The organism is Stenotrophomonas genospecies 3, from assembly GCF_054473855.1.
On record NZ_JBTMUR010000005.1, the window covers coordinates 182020 to 197372 of the forward strand.

The following is a 15353-nucleotide window of genomic DNA, read 5'->3' on the forward strand; positions in this document are numbered from 1 at the left end:
CCCTGGTAGATCCACGCCATGCGTGGATGCCTTTGCAGAGTCGAGCATCGGCTCGGTTCTACATGGCGCCCGCTCAGCCCAATGCTGCGAGATGGGCGATGTAACTGGAACGCGATTCACCTGCCGCTCTGGCCTGCGCATCCAGCCTCGCCAGGATCCGGCGTGGCAGGCTGATATTGACCCGCTCGATGGTGTCGTCCAGCAGAGCCGGATCAATGCAGATGTACGCAAGAATCCAACGGATGTCCTTGGATGCCTCGGCGGCGATCTTCTGCGGCGCGGAAGGTGTCGGAATCGAACGCCCCTCATCCAGGGCCGCATCAATCCAGGCGAGTGCAGCTTCCTCGGCAGCGCTGAGCGCATCATCAAGCGTATCGGCCGCCGAGAAGCACCCCGGCAGATCCGGAACGACCACACCCCACGCGGTGCGCTCATCGCCTGCCTCGATCAAGACTGGATATCGCATGGGCCCTCCTACGTCAGTCCTGCGAGCATCCGCATCGCCTGCACCAGCCCTTCCCCAGATCCTTCCTTGGGTGAGGAACGGTGATGATGTGAGGGTGCTGCGGGTGCACGAATACATTATGGGATCCGCGGATTCGACGACAGATCCAACCTGCCGCTTCCAGATCCCGGATGGGGTCCCTGCTCTTCATGCAGGGACGATACACATCGCACACACGCCCCGACAGAGTTCAAGGCGACAGTCGTTCCGGCCCAGTAGATCCACGCCATGCGTGGGTGGAATCCCTATCGCGCGCCCGGCGCGAAGCGCGCCACCAGATCCCAGGCATCCCCCAGGAACACCTGGCGCACACGGGTGATCGGCTGTTCGCCGCGCCAGGTCAGGCGCTCGATCACCAGACAGGCGGTGCCGGGCTTCACCTCCAGCAGCTTGGCGGTGGCGGTGTCCGCGCCCCAGGCACTGATGCGGTGCTGGGCACGGGTCCACGACACGTTCTGCAGCAGCCAGCTGCCCGGCGCGGTGGTACTGAAATCGACCTCCAGCACCTCGGGCACGCCCACCGGGCTGATCAGGCGGTGCTCCAGCGCCAACGGACGGCCATCGGCCAGGTGCAGGCAGCGCATCGCCAGCAGCGTCTCCTGGCCGGCCAGCTCCACTTCACCGGCATTGCCAGCGTCGGCCAGGCGCAGCTCGCGCTGCAGCAGACGATAGGCGTACTGATGGCCGCGCGAGCCGACCTCCATCGCGATATCGGGAATCTCCAGCGCCACCTGCTCCAGGTGTGGGGGCTGCCGCGCCACGAACGAACCGGCGCGGCGGCGCCGCTCGATCATGCCGCTCTCGGCCAGCGCGGTCAGCACCTTGTTCACCGTCATCCGCGAGCAGCCGTACTGCTCCATCAGCTCGTGCTCGTACGGAATACGGAAGCCCGGCGCCCACTCTCCGCTGAGGATGCGGCTTTCCAGATCGCTGCGGATACGCTGGTTGAGCGTGGCGGACTTGCTGGCCTTCACGTGATGGGGTCTCGGTGGCGGGAGGCGATCAGCCCAGCACGCCACGCAGGGCGGCAGCGAAGGCGGTGGTGATCGCCTCGCGCTGCAGGTGGCGGCCGTCGGCCACGCACTGGCGGCCATGACGCCAGACCGATCGCAGCGCGCCATTACGTGCGGCGAACACCCAGCTGTCAAGCCATGCGTCATCCTGCCGCGCCTGTAGCGCGGGGTGTGCGGCATCCAGCTCGACCAGGTCGGCACTGGCGCCGACCTGCAGGCCGGCGGCCACACCCAGGGCCTGTGCACCGCCTTGCAGTGCGCCCTCGAACAGGAAGCGGCCGGTGCTGCGGGTGGCATCCGGAGCCAGCACATTGCGCCCGCGCAGGGTCAGGCGCTGACCGTATTCAAGCAGGCGCAGTTCTTCAGCCGCGTCGATCAGCACATTGGAATCGGAGCCGACACCGAAGCGACCGCCTTCGCGCGCGAACGCCTGCATCGGGAACAGGCCGTCGCCCAGGTTGGCCTCGGTGATCGGGCACAGGCCAGCCACGGCGTGGCTGGCGACGATGGCCGCGCGCTCGTCATCGGTGATGTGGGTGGCATGCACCAGGCACCAGCGCGCATCCACCGGCGCATGGTTGTACAGCCACTGCACCGGGCGCTGGCCGCTCCAGGCCAGGCAGGCCTCCACCTCGCGCACCTGTTCGGCGATGTGGATGTGCACCGGGCCGTCGGTCAGCGGCAGCAGGGCACTCAGTTCCTCTCCGGTGACCGCACGCAGGCTGTGCGGGGCAATGCCGAGCACCGCATCGGGCAGCGCGGCCAATGCCGGCCTGGCGGCATCCAACAGCTGCGCGAAACCGTCCACATCGTGGATCAAGCGACGCTGCGCGGGATTCGGCGCCGCACCGCCGAAATCGGCGTGCGCATAGAACACCGGCAGCAGGGTCAGGCCGATGCCGGTCTGGTCGGCCGCCGCCGCAATCCGCGCGCTCATCTCGGCACGGTCGGCATACGGCCGGCCGTCAGCATCGTGGTGCAGGTAGTGGAATTCGCCGACGCGGGTGAAGCCGCTTTCCAGCATTTCCATGTAGGCCTGGGCGGCGATGGCCTGCACTGCGTCCGGGCGCAGATGGGCCAGGAAGCGGTACATCAGCTCGCGCCAGCTCCAGAAGCTGTCACCGTCGCCGCCGCCGATCTCGGTCAGCCCGGCCATGCCGCGCTGGAAGGCGTGGCTGTGCAGGTTGGGCAGGCCCGGCACCAGGATGCCGACGCAGGTGTCGCCGTGCTGGGCGCCCTGCCCCATGTGGATCGCCGTGATGCGGCCGTCCTGCACCTGCAGGCGGACATCACGGGCCCAGCCGTCGGCCAGCAGGGCGTGGGCGGCATGGAAACTGTGCGGGGAACGCGAATCGGACATGGCTGGACAACCCGAAATGGACGCCTATATTGTATAGACATATAAGCACAGCCGCGTTGTGGATGCCATGCACGTCGATACCCTCTGGTCCAACGTTCACCTGATCACCCTCGATGGCGAGGGGCTGGGTGTCATCCGCGATGGCGTACTGGCCTGCGCCAACGGCCGCATCGTCCATGTCGGCGCGGCCGGCAGCGATGCCCACCTGCAGCCGACCACCCGCATCGACGGCGAAGGCCGCTGGATTTCGCCCGGCCTGATCGACTGCCACACCCACCTGGTCTACGCCGGCAACCGCGCCAACGAATTCGAGCAGCGCCTGCAGGGCGTCAGCTATGCCGACATCGCCCGTGCCGGCGGCGGCATCGTCTCCACCGTGCGCGCCACCCGCGCCGCCACACCGGAACAGCTGGCGCACGAAAGCCGGCCGCGCCTGCTGGCGATGCGCGCCGAGGGCGTGACCACCCTCGAGATCAAGTCCGGCTACGGCCTGACCCTGCCCGACGAGCGCAAGCAGCTGCAGGTGGCGCGTGCGCTGGGCGAGGAATGCCGGGTCAACGTGGTGACCACCTTCCTCGGCGCACACGCGATTCCGCCGGGCCGCGAAGCACAGGAATACACCGACGAGGTGTGCAATGTGATGATTCCGGCCATCGCCGCCGAAGGCCTGGCCGAAGCGGTGGACGTGTTCTGCGAGAACATCGCCTTCTCGCCGGCACAGGCGCGGCAGATCTTAGAAGCGGCGCGCGCTAACGGGCTGGCGGTAAAGATCCATGCCGAGCAGCTGAGCAACCAGCATGGTGCTGAACTGGCCGCCAGCTTCGGTGCCCTCTCGGCCGACCATATCGAACATCTGGACGAGGCCGGCATCGCCGCGATGGCCGCCGCCGGCACCGTCGCCGTGCTGTTGCCCGGTGCCTTCTATTTCACCCGCGATACCACCCTGCCGCCGATCGCTGCGCTGCGTGCGGCCGGCGTGCCGCTGGCGCTGGCCACCGACAGCAATCCGGGCACTTCGCCGCTGACCAGCCCGCTGCTGGCGATGAACATGGGCGCCACCCTGTTCCGCCTGACCGTGGACGAATGCATCGCCGGCTTCACCCGTGAAGCGGCGCGCGCACTGGGCCATGGCGAGCGCATCGGCCGCCTCGCCGTGGGCATGGACTGCGACCTGGCGATCTGGGACATCGACGCCCCCGCCGACCTGGTCTATCGCATTGGATTCAACCCGCTGCACGCGCGCGTGGTGCGCGGACAGCCCGACCTGCCTGCCTCCTGGAGCAACACATGAGCAACACCCTGGTTCTTCGCCCCGGCCATGTCACCCTCGCCCAGTGGCGGCAGGTCTATCGCGGTGCGCCGCTTGCACTGGACCCGGCCGCGCTGCCGGTGGTGCGTGCCAGTGCCGCGACCGTGGCCGCCATCGTCGCCAAGGGCGCGCCGGTCTATGGCATCAACACCGGCTTCGGCAAGCTGGCCAGCGTGCGCATCGAGCGCGAGGACCTGGCTACCCTGCAGCGGAACATCCTGCTCTCGCATGCGGCCGGTGTGGGCGAGCCGATGCCGGCGAATGTGGTGCGACTGATGATGGCGCTGAAGCTGGTCAGCCTGGCGCAGGGCGCTTCGGGCGTGCGCGAGGAAACCCTGCTGCTGCTGGAAGCAATGCTGGTCAAGGGTGTGCTGCCGGTGGTGCCCGCACAGGGCTCGGTGGGTGCCTCGGGTGACCTGGCGCCGCTCTCGCACCTGGCCAGCGTGATGCTGGGCGTCGGCGAAGCCTTCATCGGTGACGAACGCCTACCGGCGGTCGACGCACTGGCACGTGCCGGCCTGCAACCGATCGAGCTGGGCGCGAAGGAAGGCCTGGCGCTGCTCAACGGCACCCAGTTCTCCACCGCCTATGCGCTGGCCGGCCTGTTCGAGATCGAAACCGTGTTCCAGGCCGCGTTGGTCACCGGCGCGCTGTCGGTGGAAGCGGCCAAGGGCTCGGATACCCCGTTCGACCCGCGCATCCATGCCATCCGCGGCCAGCGCGGGCAGATCGCCACGGCCGCCACCCTGCGCACGCTGATGCAGGGCTCGGACATCCGCGAATCGCATCGTGACAACGACGTGCGCGTGCAGGACCCGTATTGCCTGCGCTGCCAGCCGCAGGTGATGGGCGCAGCGCTGGACATCCTGCGCCAGGCCGCGACCACGCTGGAAATCGAAGCCAACGGCGTGTCCGACAATCCGCTGGTGTTCACCGATACCGGCGAGGCACTGTCAGGCGGCAACTTCCACGCCGAACCGGTGGCCTTCGCCGCCGACATGCTGGCGATGGCGGTGTGCGAGATCGGCTCGATCAGCGAGCGCCGCCTGGCGATGCTGGTCGACCCGGCGCTGTCCGGCCTGCCGGCGTTCCTGACCCCACGCCCGGGCCTGAATTCCGGCTTCATGATTCCGCAGGTGACCGCCGCCGCGCTGGTCTCGGAAAACAAGCAGCGCGCCTACCCGGCCAGCGTCGATTCGATCCCGACCTCGGCCAATCAGGAAGACCATGTGTCGATGGCCGCACACGGTGCGCGCCGCCTGATGCAGATGGCCGAGAACGCCGCCAACGTGATCGGCATCGAGCTGCTGGCCGCCGCGCAGGGCTGCGACTTCCACGCGCCGCTGCGCTCCAGTGCCGCGCTCGAATCCGTGCGCGCCACCCTGCGTGCGCAGGTGCCGACGCTGGAAGAAGACCGCTACTTCCACCCGGACATGGTGACCGCCACCAACCTGGTGCGCAGTGGCGCGCTGGCGCAGGGCTTGGCCGGGCTTCTGCCAACCGTGGAACCGCAGGCATGAATGTCCATCCCGAATGGCTGACGGTGCACGAAGGCGATGCCCCGCTGATCGTCAGCTTTCCGCATACCGGCAGCGAGCTGCCGCACGACCTGATCGGCGACTACCACTCGCCGTGGCTGGCCCGTCGCGACGCCGACTGGTGGGTGCACGAACTGTACGACTTCGTGCGCGGCATGGGCGCGACCACGGTGCGTTCGGCGATCTCGCGTTCGGTGATCGACCTCAACCGCGATCCCAGCGGCGTGTCGCTGTACCCGGGCCAGAACACCACCGGCCTGTGCCCGCTGACCACCTTCGACAACCAGCCGCTGTACCACGCGGGCCGCGAGCCGGATGAAACGGAAATAGCCCGTCGCCGCGACACGTATTTCCTGCCTTACCACGATGCGCTGGCTTCGCAGATCACGCGCCTGCGTGAACGCCACGGCACCGTGGTGGTGTACGACGCGCATTCGATCCGCTCGCATATCCCGCACCTGTTCGACGGTGAACTGCCGCAGTTCAATCTCGGTACCGCCGGCCCCTCCGGCGCGCCGGACACCTCCTGCGACAACGCGCTGAGCGATGTGGTGGAGAACCTGCTGAAGATCAGTGGCATGAGCCAGGTGCGTAACGGCCGCTTCAAGGGCGGCTGGATCACCCGCCACTACAGCAACGTCGCCGGCGGCGTGCACAGCCTGCAGATGGAGCTGGCCTGCCGCGGCTACATGCACGAACCCCTGCCGGACCAGGTGGACGAACACAGCTGGCCCACCCCGCTCGACCCCGACCACGCCGCACCGCTGCGCCACACCCTGGCGCAGGTGCTCAACGCCTGCCTTGAATTCGCTACGAACCGGAGCGCCGCATGACCCGCAACGACCCGTCCCGCACCATCGCCGCGCCGACCGGCACCACGCTCAACGCCAAGAGCTGGCTGACCGAAGCGCCGCTGCGCATGCTGATGAACAACCTGCACCCGGACGTGGCCGAGCGCCCGCAGGAACTGGTGGTGTACGGCGGCATCGGCCGCGCCGCGCGCGACTGGGAGAGCTTCGACGCCATCGTCGAAACCCTCAAGCGCCTGGACGATGACCAGACCCTGCTGGTGCAGTCGGGCAAGCCGGTGGGCGTGTTCCGCACCCATGCCGATGCGCCGCGCGTGCTGATCGCCAATTCCAACCTGGTGCCGCGCTGGGCCAACTGGGACCACTTCAACGAGCTGGATAAGAAGGGCCTGGCCATGTACGGCCAGATGACGGCCGGTAGCTGGATCTACATCGGCGCGCAAGGCATCGTGCAGGGCACTTACGAGACCTTCGTGGAGATGGGCCGCCAGCATTTCGGTGGCGACCTGACCGGCAAGTGGCTGTTCACCGGCGGCCTGGGCGGCATGGGCGGCGCGCAGCCGCTGGCTGCAGTGATGGCCGGCGCGTCCTGCCTGGCCGTCGAGTGCCGCAAGAGCAGCATCGACATGCGCCTGCGCACCGGCTACTTGGATACCTGGACCGACAACCTGGACGAAGCGCTGCGGCTGATCGATGAATCGTGCAAGGCCGGTACGCCGAAGTCGGTGGGCCTGCTCGGCAACGTCGCCGACGTACTGGCTGAACTGCTCAAGCGCGGCGTGAAGCCGGACCTGCTGACCGATCAGACCTCCGCGCACGACCCGGTGAACGGCTACCTGCCGCAGGGCTGGACGGTCGAGCAGTGGGATGAGAAGCGCGTGAGTGCGCCGAAGGAAGTGGAGAAAGCCGCGCGCGCGTCGATGGCCAACCACATCCGCGCCATGCTCGGCTTCCACGCGCTGGGCGTGCCGACCGTGGACTACGGCAACAACCTGCGGCAGATGGCGCTGGAAGAAGGCGTGGCCAATGCCTTCGACTTCCCCGGTTTCGTGCCGGCCTATATCCGTCCGCTGTTCTGCCGTGGTATCGGCCCGTTCCGCTGGGCCGCGCTGAGCGGCGACCCGGAAGACATCGCCAAGACCGACGCCAAGGTGAAGGAACTGATTCCTGACAACCCGCACCTGCACCGCTGGCTGGACATGGCCGCCGAAAAGATCAAGTTCCAGGGCCTGCCCGCGCGCATCTGCTGGGTGGGTCTGGGCGACCGCGATCGTCTCGGCCTGGCGTTCAATGAGATGGTCGCCAACGGCGAACTGAAGGCGCCGGTGGTGATCGGCCGCGACCACCTCGACAGCGGCAGCGTTGCCTCGCCAAACCGCGAAACCGAAGCGATGGCCGACGGCTCCGATGCGGTGTCCGACTGGCCGCTGCTGAACGCCCTGCTCAACACCGCCAGCGGCGCGACCTGGGTGTCGCTGCACCACGGCGGTGGCGTCGGCATGGGCTTCTCGCAGCACGCCGGCATGGTGATCGTCTGCGACGGCACCGAGGCCGCGGCCAAGCGGATTGGCCGCGTGCTGTGGAACGACCCGGCCACAGGCGTGATGCGCCATGCCGATGCAGGCTATGAAATCGCGATCGACTGCGCGAAGGAAAAGGGGCTGGATCTGCCAGGAATCCTGGGCTGATCGCAGGGGTGCCGGCCAGCGGCCGGCACTACCGGAAGCGTAGGGTAGTGCCGGCCGCTGGCCGGCTCTCCCTGATGCGGGAATCGGTGCCCTTGACCCGCTCCCCCGCCGCTGACCAACATGCGCCATCACCGCTGACGGATCACCGCGATGTACCGCACCCTTGCTGCTGCATTGCTCTGCGCCCTGTTCGCTGCTCCGCCCGCTTCCGCGCGTGACCTCCGCGTCGGCCTCTCTTCACAGCTCCACGCCCAACTGCAGAGCAACCGCGAGCGCTACGGCATTGCCGGCCAGGCGGTACTGGTCGCCCACAACGGCCAGGTGCTCTACCAGGGCGCCAGCGGCGAACGCGATCCCGCTGCCCATGTGCCTGCCACTGTCGACACCATCTTCGCCGCGCAATCCATGGCCAAGCTGCTGACCAGCACACTGGTGATGCAGCTGGTCGACCAGGGCAAGGTGGATCTGGACGCACCGGCCAGCCGTTATGTTCCGGACCTACCGACGGCATGGCAGACCATTCACGTACGCGATTTCCTCAACCACAGCTCGGGTATCGGCGAGTATTACGACCGGGTGGACAACCGCTGGGTGAGCAAGGGCTACACCGGAGTGGCGCCTAACCTTGGCGCTGCACTGAAGGTGGCCGGCGCGACACCGATGCAGTTCGTCACCGGCAGCCGAGTGCAGTACACCCAGGCCAACTACCTGGTGCTGACCGCCTTGCTGGAAGCGCATTGCGGCAAGCCCTACCCGGCCATCGCGCGCGAACGCATCCTGCAACCGCTGAAGATGACCAGCACCTCATGGGGCGTCACCAGCGTCCCAGCCACGCGCGCGGCAGTGCCTTACATCGGCAAGGACGGCCAGCTGCAGCCAGCGAACGAAGACCCCTGGCCGGGCTACGGTTGGGGCCACGCCGACCTGCAGACCACCGTGGGCGACATGAACCGGTTCCTGCAGGCGCTGGCGACCGGCAAGCTGCTGCGCACGTCAACGCTGGAAACGCTCTGGCAGCCGCAGAAGCTGAGCGGCGGCGGCAGCAACTTCTTCTCCACCGGTTGGGACACCACTCGCAGCGACGGCTACACCCAGGTCGGCCACGATGGTGGCACCCGCGTGCGGGCACGGCTGGCCTACAAGGGCACGCTGGCCAGCGGTTACTGGGTATTCGTGTACCTGACCAACGGCAGCGCCCGCAATGTCTGGTCGAGCACGCTGGTGGAGAGCACGATGGCGGTGGCCGCGCCGGAGGAATTCCCACATACGGTGTTGTCCGAGCGACTGATCGCGTATGCGCTGGATGACAGCGCTGGCGCGGCCGAAGCTGTGCATCGCTGGCTGCGCGACAGCAACAAGGTTGCTGCCAGTGAACTGGAACGCGCGATCAATGCCGATGGTTACGCGATCCGCGAGAGCCTCGGGGCACGCAAGGCAGTAAAGGTATTTGCTCTCAACACCGAGCTGTATCCGGATTCGGCAAATGCGTGGGACAGCCTGGCGGAATGCCATGCGGCGCTGGGTGAGAAGGAAGCGGCCGATCGGCTGTATGCAAAGGCCAAGGCGCTGGCGAAGCCGGCTCTGTAGAGTCGAGCCGTGCTCGACTCCGGGACACAGAGGCAGTCGAGCAAGGCTCGACTCTACAGAAAGCGAAAGACAGTCGAGCAAGCTCGACTCTACAAGGAGCGCGGGCGGCCATACGCCGCCGATGGGTGACGTGACGCCGCCGACCTGTTAACTTGCGCGCCACTTTCGTGGTTTACAGCATTCCCGCATGTCGCTCTCGTCGTACCGCCCCGCCCCGTCGCTGTTGTTCCTGGCCGTTTCTCTTGGCCTCTCCTCCACCGCCGCTGCGGCCCCGCAGGCCACCACGCTGGATGCCGTGCAGGTCACCGCCGCTGCCGATGCCAGCGCGCAGGCGCGCGCGGCGCTGACGCGCGTGCCCGGCGCCAGCAATGTCATCGACGTGGCCAAGGCCGACAGCCGCCTGTCCAGCAGTGCCGATGTGCTGGCCTACCAGCCGGGCATCAGCGCACAGTCGCCGGGCAACGAAGGCACCAAGATCTCGATCCGTGGGTCGGGCATCAACCGGGGCCCGGGTGCGCACGCCTCGGGCATCGCTGTGTCGATCGACGGTCTGCCGCTGACCGGCCCGGGTGGTACGCCCTATGAGCTGCTGGAGCCGTTGTGGCTGTCGCGCGTGGAAGTCCTGCGCGGCGCCAACGGCTTCGAACGCGGCGCGTTGGCGCTGGGCGGTGCCATCGATTACGTCAGCCGCAGCGGGCGTGATTCGGCGGGCGTGCAACTGCACTACGAAGCCGGCAGCCGTGGCTACCAGAAGCGCGGCATCAGCTGGGGCGGCGTCAGTGGCGATGTCGATTACTTCCTGGCCTACACCGATACCGAGTTCGATGGCTATCAGCGCCATGCGCGCGGCGACGGCAAGGGCGCGATGGCCAACATCGGCTGGCAGATCACGCCCGACCTGCAGACGCGCTTCTTCGTGCGCTACCGCGAAACCAATCACGAAGCACCCGGTCGCCTGACCCGCGACCAGATCCGCAATGACCCGCACGCGGCGAACCCAGCCAACCTGGCCATCGATGCACGTCGCCCGCAGCCCGGCAGCACGTGGGTGGGCAACGTCACCACGCTGCAGATCGATGAGGATTCCTCGCTGCAGGCGGGACTGGTCTATCACAAGTACCCGATGGACTTGAACGAGAGCCTGTACCGCCAGCAGCTGGACTACGCCAACCTCAACGCCACACTGGACTACCGCCACCGCCACCGGCTGTTCGGCCTGGACAGCGAAACCACGGTCGGCCTGCGCGTCACCCACGATCTGGACGCCGATGTGCGCGAGTCGCTGCGTTTTGCCAGCAACGGCTATGCCACCGGCACGCGCACGCGTGACTTCCGCCACCACGGCACCGACAGCACGCTGCACGTTGGCAATACCCTCACCTTCAATGACCGCCTGCGCATGCAGACCGGGCTGGCACTGATCAACACCCGTCGGAATGTACAGGTGACCTGGCCGAGCAGCGGCGGCCGCCTGCGCGACCACGACTGGGACTATGCGCCGCGACTGGGCTTCACCTGGCAGCACAGCGCCCAGACCCAGTGGTTCGGCAACCTAAGCCGCTCGGTGGAAGCACCGCACCCGTGGTCGATGATCTGGGGCTCGAACCAGTACTTCAGGCCGGGCAATGGCCCGTCCACCGGACGCCAGCGCACGCCGGTGCCGATGCAGAACCAGACCGCCACAACGCTGGAACTGGGCGCGCGCGGTGACGCGGCGCTGGGTCGCTGGGAACTGACCGGCTACTACGCGCACGTAAACCACGAACTGCTGAGCGTCGAACTGCAACCGGTGCCGAACCTGTTCATCGCCGAGAACAACGCCAGCCCCACCGTTCACCGCGGCATCGAAGCCGGGTTGGACAGCACCCTGTGGCAGGCTGCGCCGGGCCGCCTGTCGCTGCGCCAGGCGTACACCTTCAGTGACTTCCGCTATCGCCACGATGCGCGTTTCGGCAGCAACCGCCTGCCCGGCCTGCCGCGCCACGCTTACCAGGCCGAGCTGCGCTTCGATCACGCGTCCGGCCTGTACGCTGCGCTCAATACCGAATACGCCTCGCGCATCGCGGTGGACTACGCCAACAGCTACTGGGCTGACAGCCATGTGATCTTCGGCAGCCGCATCGGCTACGACGCACCCGGCGGTCGCTGGCAGGCCTGGGCGGAGATGCGCAACATCGGCAACCGCCACTACGCCGCCACGGTCACGCCAGGCTACAACGATGCCGGCAAGGATATTGCCCGCTCGACGCCGGGCGAAGGCCGTGGCATCTACGCTGGTGTGCGTTTGCGCTTTGACTGATGACCGCAGGCGGCGCCGGGTGTGATCCAGCGCCGCCGTTTCAATGTCAGCTGATGCGCCACGCCGGCAGGCGCTCGCTGCGTTTCCAGATGGACGGCGCGAAGCCGATCAGCACCATCGCCGCCAACCACTTCGGTGAGGTAGTGAGCAGTGTCGATGTGAGCGAGCCATCGACGGGGGCAGCCATTTCCTGCCACGGGTTGTAGCCCAGGTAGACGATGCTGCCAGCCCACCACAGCAACGCCACACCGAAACCCACCAGCAACAGGGCCAGCGTTCGGCAGGTCCAGCGCTGCGAGGTGGTACCCCATTCGCGGGATACCGCCACCAACAGGCCCACCACCAGCAGCGAAATCAGGGCCACCAGGCCGATATCGACCTTGGGCCCAATGCGCTCATAAGTGCAGGCGCGGCATTGCGCCTCTTCCGCGGCAGTAGCGGCTTCGGCGCCATCGGCCTGCCCGGCTGCAGGCTGTGCCAGTGCTGCAAACGGCAACAACACAGCCAGCAGCGTCACCATGATCCAACGAAACAACATCCTGTTCCTGCGTGCAGCGACATCCATGCGCTCTTCCTCGTCAGTGGTTGTACGTCCAGGGCCGCAGTACGCGGCCGTCCCATACGCCGCCCAGACCCCGTTCCGGGGGTTCGGCCATCCAGCGTCCTTGTTCCCGATGCAGTACGACAAGCTCCCGGTAGACGAAATCGTCGGAACACGAATCCCAGGCGACCGCGATCATAGCCCACTGCCCATCGACGCTGAAAACGGGCCGGGTCAGATAGACGACGTGGTCGTATGTCCGAGTCGGCCCATGCACCGTTGCCCCGCACCCCTGCTCCCGCAGCGCTCGAAGCCCCGCGCTGTCCATCCGCTGCGCACCGGCCAATGCGGCCGCAGGCACTGGCGTGGAACGGCGATTGGCGGGAACCAGGTCCGCCTGCAGCTGCAACCGCAGCGCATGGATGTCCTGCGGCCACCAATCGTCCAGCGGCAGGACCAGATCGTCCACCTCCTGGCAGGTGGAGGCACTGCTGCCCGGCCAGCAATAGGGCAAGGTCTGCTCCATCACGTAGATGTCCTCCCCCACCGGGTCGGTCAACTGTGGCTGCTCCTGCGGGCGCCATCGATCGACACGCGTGGACGGCGTCTGCGGTGCTGTGGGCACCTCGCTCAGCGGCGATGGCAGAACTGGTGTTGGCTGCGGCTCTGGCGGAGGTGGAGGGGAGAAAGGCGGCCTCTGCCGGATCGCCAGCGCCATCGCCTCCGCCTGCATCTGCGCCGTTCCCAGGTTGACCAATGGCGGACCGATCGCCTGCTGCCACCTCGGGCGCAGGCTGCAGACTCCGGCCATGAGAGCCAAAGCCGACAGCGCCGCCGCCAACGACGCAATGCGTCGCCAGACGATCCGTTGTTGGCAGTCACGGTCCGGCTTGAACGAGGTATCTGTCATCACGACTCCGGCAACGCGGGCCACAGGCCGTGGCCAAAGCTCATATAGCGGACAGGATCCACTCGAACACGCTCCCATCCGCCCTTGCTGCGGTGCAGAAGGTAGAGGGCGCGCATCGCCGTTCCTCCACTGCACAGATCCGAGGCGATCGATGCCATTGCCCAGTTCCCGTCCAGGCTGAACACAGGGCGCTGCAGATAGACAACGCCCAGATCCGGATTGCCCGGGCCACCCGTGCATCCCTCGACGCCGCGTGCGCGCCGTTGCTGAAGCTCGTCCCACGTCATCCGTTGCGCTCGCACATGCGCAAGCTCAAACGCGAGGTCGGGTACGCGTACAGCCCGGCGGTTCGCAACCTGCAGCATCGCCTCCAGATGCTGCTGAAGTTGAAAGGACGCCGCACTGTCATCATCGCGCCACTCGACGACGCTGTGACGAACCTGGCAGACCGGGACGGGGTCTCCTTCACCGCAGGAAGGCGCAGTCCATTCCATCACTGCAAATGGCATGTCGGGTTCCCAGCCGCGCGGCTCGAAGTGTGCTGGCGCGACATCTGCCAGTGGCACCTCCGCGGTCGCGAACGCACTGTTGCCAGTCAGCATCGGGGAGGAGACTGCCTTCATTGGAATCGGTGGTACTGGCGGCTTTCCTGGCGGTGTCGGTCGCAGGTCGATGAGCTCTGCCATCACCTCGGCCTGCATCCGTGCCGTTCCCAGATTGATCGGAGGCGGGCTGACATCCTGCCGCCACTGCGGGCGCACGCTGGCCATCAGCGCTGCGCCAGCAGCCACGAACAGGACGACCGCTGTCGTCAGGATGCGCTTCCGTGCAATGCGCTGTCGCATGAAGCTCCTCGAAGAAATGAAGCAGGTTGGGATATCGGCCGGGAACGTGGCGCTACACTGCTTGAATGACCTGCAGCAGGTGGGTCGCTCCTGGAGCCAGCGCCTGCGCAAGCCAACCCAGCACAGCAAAGAACAGCAGCAGGCCGAGCAGCGGCCAGATCGTGTGCGTCACGCATACGCGCCACCATCCCTGCTCCCGCATGCCCTGCATGCGCCGGTACAGGCCTCCGGCAATGGCCGCGTCCACCAGCAGCTCGGCCATCAGCACTGGCGCCGACCAAACCACCCACACGCTGGCCAGCAGAACGGTCGCCAGCAGCGCGACGAGGCCGAGGATCGCGAGCAACGGCAGGCCCGCTTCGTCTTCGGCCAGGCCGGTCAATGGCAGCTCACCGGCATCGTCGCCGTTGACCCGCGCCGACTCATTCCACGAAGCTGACGCGCCGCCACCTCCAGAACGGCCACCGACGCCGCTCCACGGTGGTTCCACGGCACTTCCGCGAGGCGATGGGCTGCCACTGCCCACATCCGGCGACAGGCCATCCAGCACGTTGTCCCAGCGCCAGCGGATCCAGATCCACATCAGCAGCAGGAATACGCCATAGGCCAGCAGCACGGCCATCGGGTAGCGCAGCAGCATCGCGTCGATACCGGCCAGACGCAGCAGGTGCGAGGCGAGGAAACCGGCCGCACCGGTCAGGGCCACGATCAGCGCCATCTGCAGGCGCGGCCAGCCGAGCTGCTGCAGATGCTGCCGCGCGCGCACGACTTCACTGCCGCGATTAGCCGGCAGCTTCAATGGGCTGCGTGTAAAGAAACGGGTGCGTTTCATCGGCGCCGCTGGATGCCGCAGATCGTGCAGCGTGGAAGCTCGAAAACCTGATACTGCATGCGGACATCCTTGCCGGGCACGCGTAAGCGGTGGTGGGCGGATTCTACCGCGGGCAGG

The 15353-nt window shown here is 67.1% G+C and carries 14 protein-coding genes; 6 read left to right on the top strand and 8 right to left on the bottom strand.

Annotated elements, in window-relative coordinates:
• Nucleotides 1-73: 73 nt before the first annotated feature.
• The 4 genes from ACX9OT_RS09000 to ACX9OT_RS09015 form a co-directional block, all read right to left on the bottom strand.
• Nucleotides 74-451: a type II toxin-antitoxin system HicB family antitoxin gene (locus tag ACX9OT_RS09000; RefSeq protein ID WP_229295552.1), complete on the bottom strand. Its 378-nt coding sequence runs from the start codon at nt 449-451 to the stop codon at nt 74-76.
• A gap of 28 nt (nt 452-479) precedes the next feature.
• On the bottom strand, nt 480-656 hold the full coding sequence (locus tag ACX9OT_RS09005) for a type II toxin-antitoxin system HicA family toxin (RefSeq protein WP_081352248.1): 177 nt from the start codon (nt 654-656) through the stop codon (nt 480-482).
• Between the two features lie 94 nt (nt 657-750).
• On the bottom strand, nt 751-1479 hold the full coding sequence (gene hutC / locus ACX9OT_RS09010; RefSeq protein WP_071227499.1) for a histidine utilization transcriptional repressor HutC: 729 nt from the start codon (nt 1477-1479) through the stop codon (nt 751-753).
• A gap of 28 nt (nt 1480-1507) precedes the next feature.
• Nucleotides 1508-2878 (bottom strand): formimidoylglutamate deiminase, encoded by a 1371-nt coding sequence (locus tag ACX9OT_RS09015; RefSeq protein ID WP_071227498.1) that lies wholly within the window; start codon nt 2876-2878, stop codon nt 1508-1510.
• A gap of 67 nt (nt 2879-2945) precedes the next feature.
• Between ACX9OT_RS09015 and hutI the strand changes: the two genes are divergently transcribed.
• The 6 genes from hutI (at nt 2946) to ACX9OT_RS09045 (ending at nt 12108) form a co-directional block, all read left to right on the top strand.
• Entirely contained in the window at nt 2946-4169 is a 1224-nt protein-coding gene (gene hutI / locus ACX9OT_RS09020; protein ID WP_459001756.1) for an imidazolonepropionase, read from the top strand.
• A complete protein-coding gene (hutH, locus tag ACX9OT_RS09025; RefSeq protein WP_459001757.1) occupies nt 4166-5707 on the top strand; it encodes a histidine ammonia-lyase in 1542 nt (513 codons plus the stop codon). The genes hutI and hutH overlap by 4 nt, the downstream gene beginning before the upstream one ends.
• Nucleotides 5704-6558 (top strand): N-formylglutamate deformylase, encoded by an 855-nt coding sequence (gene hutG / locus ACX9OT_RS09030; protein WP_459001759.1) that lies wholly within the window; start codon nt 5704-5706, stop codon nt 6556-6558. Before hutH ends, hutG begins: the two co-directional genes overlap by 4 nt.
• A complete protein-coding gene (hutU, locus tag ACX9OT_RS09035) occupies nt 6555-8222 on the top strand; it encodes a urocanate hydratase (RefSeq protein ID WP_111150194.1) in 1668 nt (555 codons plus the stop codon). Before hutG ends, hutU begins: the two co-directional genes overlap by 4 nt.
• A gap of 150 nt (nt 8223-8372) precedes the next feature.
• A complete protein-coding gene (locus tag ACX9OT_RS09040) occupies nt 8373-9809 on the top strand; it encodes a serine hydrolase domain-containing protein (RefSeq protein WP_071227494.1) in 1437 nt (478 codons plus the stop codon).
• A gap of 187 nt (nt 9810-9996) precedes the next feature.
• On the top strand, nt 9997-12108 hold the full coding sequence (locus ACX9OT_RS09045; RefSeq protein ID WP_071227493.1) for a TonB-dependent receptor family protein: 2112 nt from the start codon (nt 9997-9999) through the stop codon (nt 12106-12108).
• 46 nt (nt 12109-12154) lie between these two features.
• Here the strand turns inward: ACX9OT_RS09045 and ACX9OT_RS09050 are convergent, their stop codons facing one another.
• From ACX9OT_RS09050 to ACX9OT_RS09065, 4 genes are read right to left on the bottom strand one after another with little or no spacing between them, the layout of a single operon-like run.
• On the bottom strand, nt 12155-12673 hold the full coding sequence (locus tag ACX9OT_RS09050) for a hypothetical protein (protein WP_071227492.1): 519 nt from the start codon (nt 12671-12673) through the stop codon (nt 12155-12157).
• Between the two features lie 13 nt (nt 12674-12686).
• A complete protein-coding gene (locus ACX9OT_RS09055) occupies nt 12687-13559 on the bottom strand; it encodes a hypothetical protein (protein WP_458074964.1) in 873 nt (290 codons plus the stop codon).
• On the bottom strand, nt 13559-14404 hold the full coding sequence (locus ACX9OT_RS09060) for an energy transducer TonB (RefSeq protein ID WP_071227490.1): 846 nt from the start codon (nt 14402-14404) through the stop codon (nt 13559-13561). Before ACX9OT_RS09060 ends, ACX9OT_RS09055 begins: the two co-directional genes overlap by 1 nt.
• A 52-nt stretch (nt 14405-14456) precedes the next feature.
• A complete protein-coding gene (locus ACX9OT_RS09065) occupies nt 14457-15236 on the bottom strand; it encodes a hypothetical protein (RefSeq protein ID WP_071227489.1) in 780 nt (259 codons plus the stop codon).
• Nucleotides 15237-15353 lie beyond the last annotated feature (117 nt).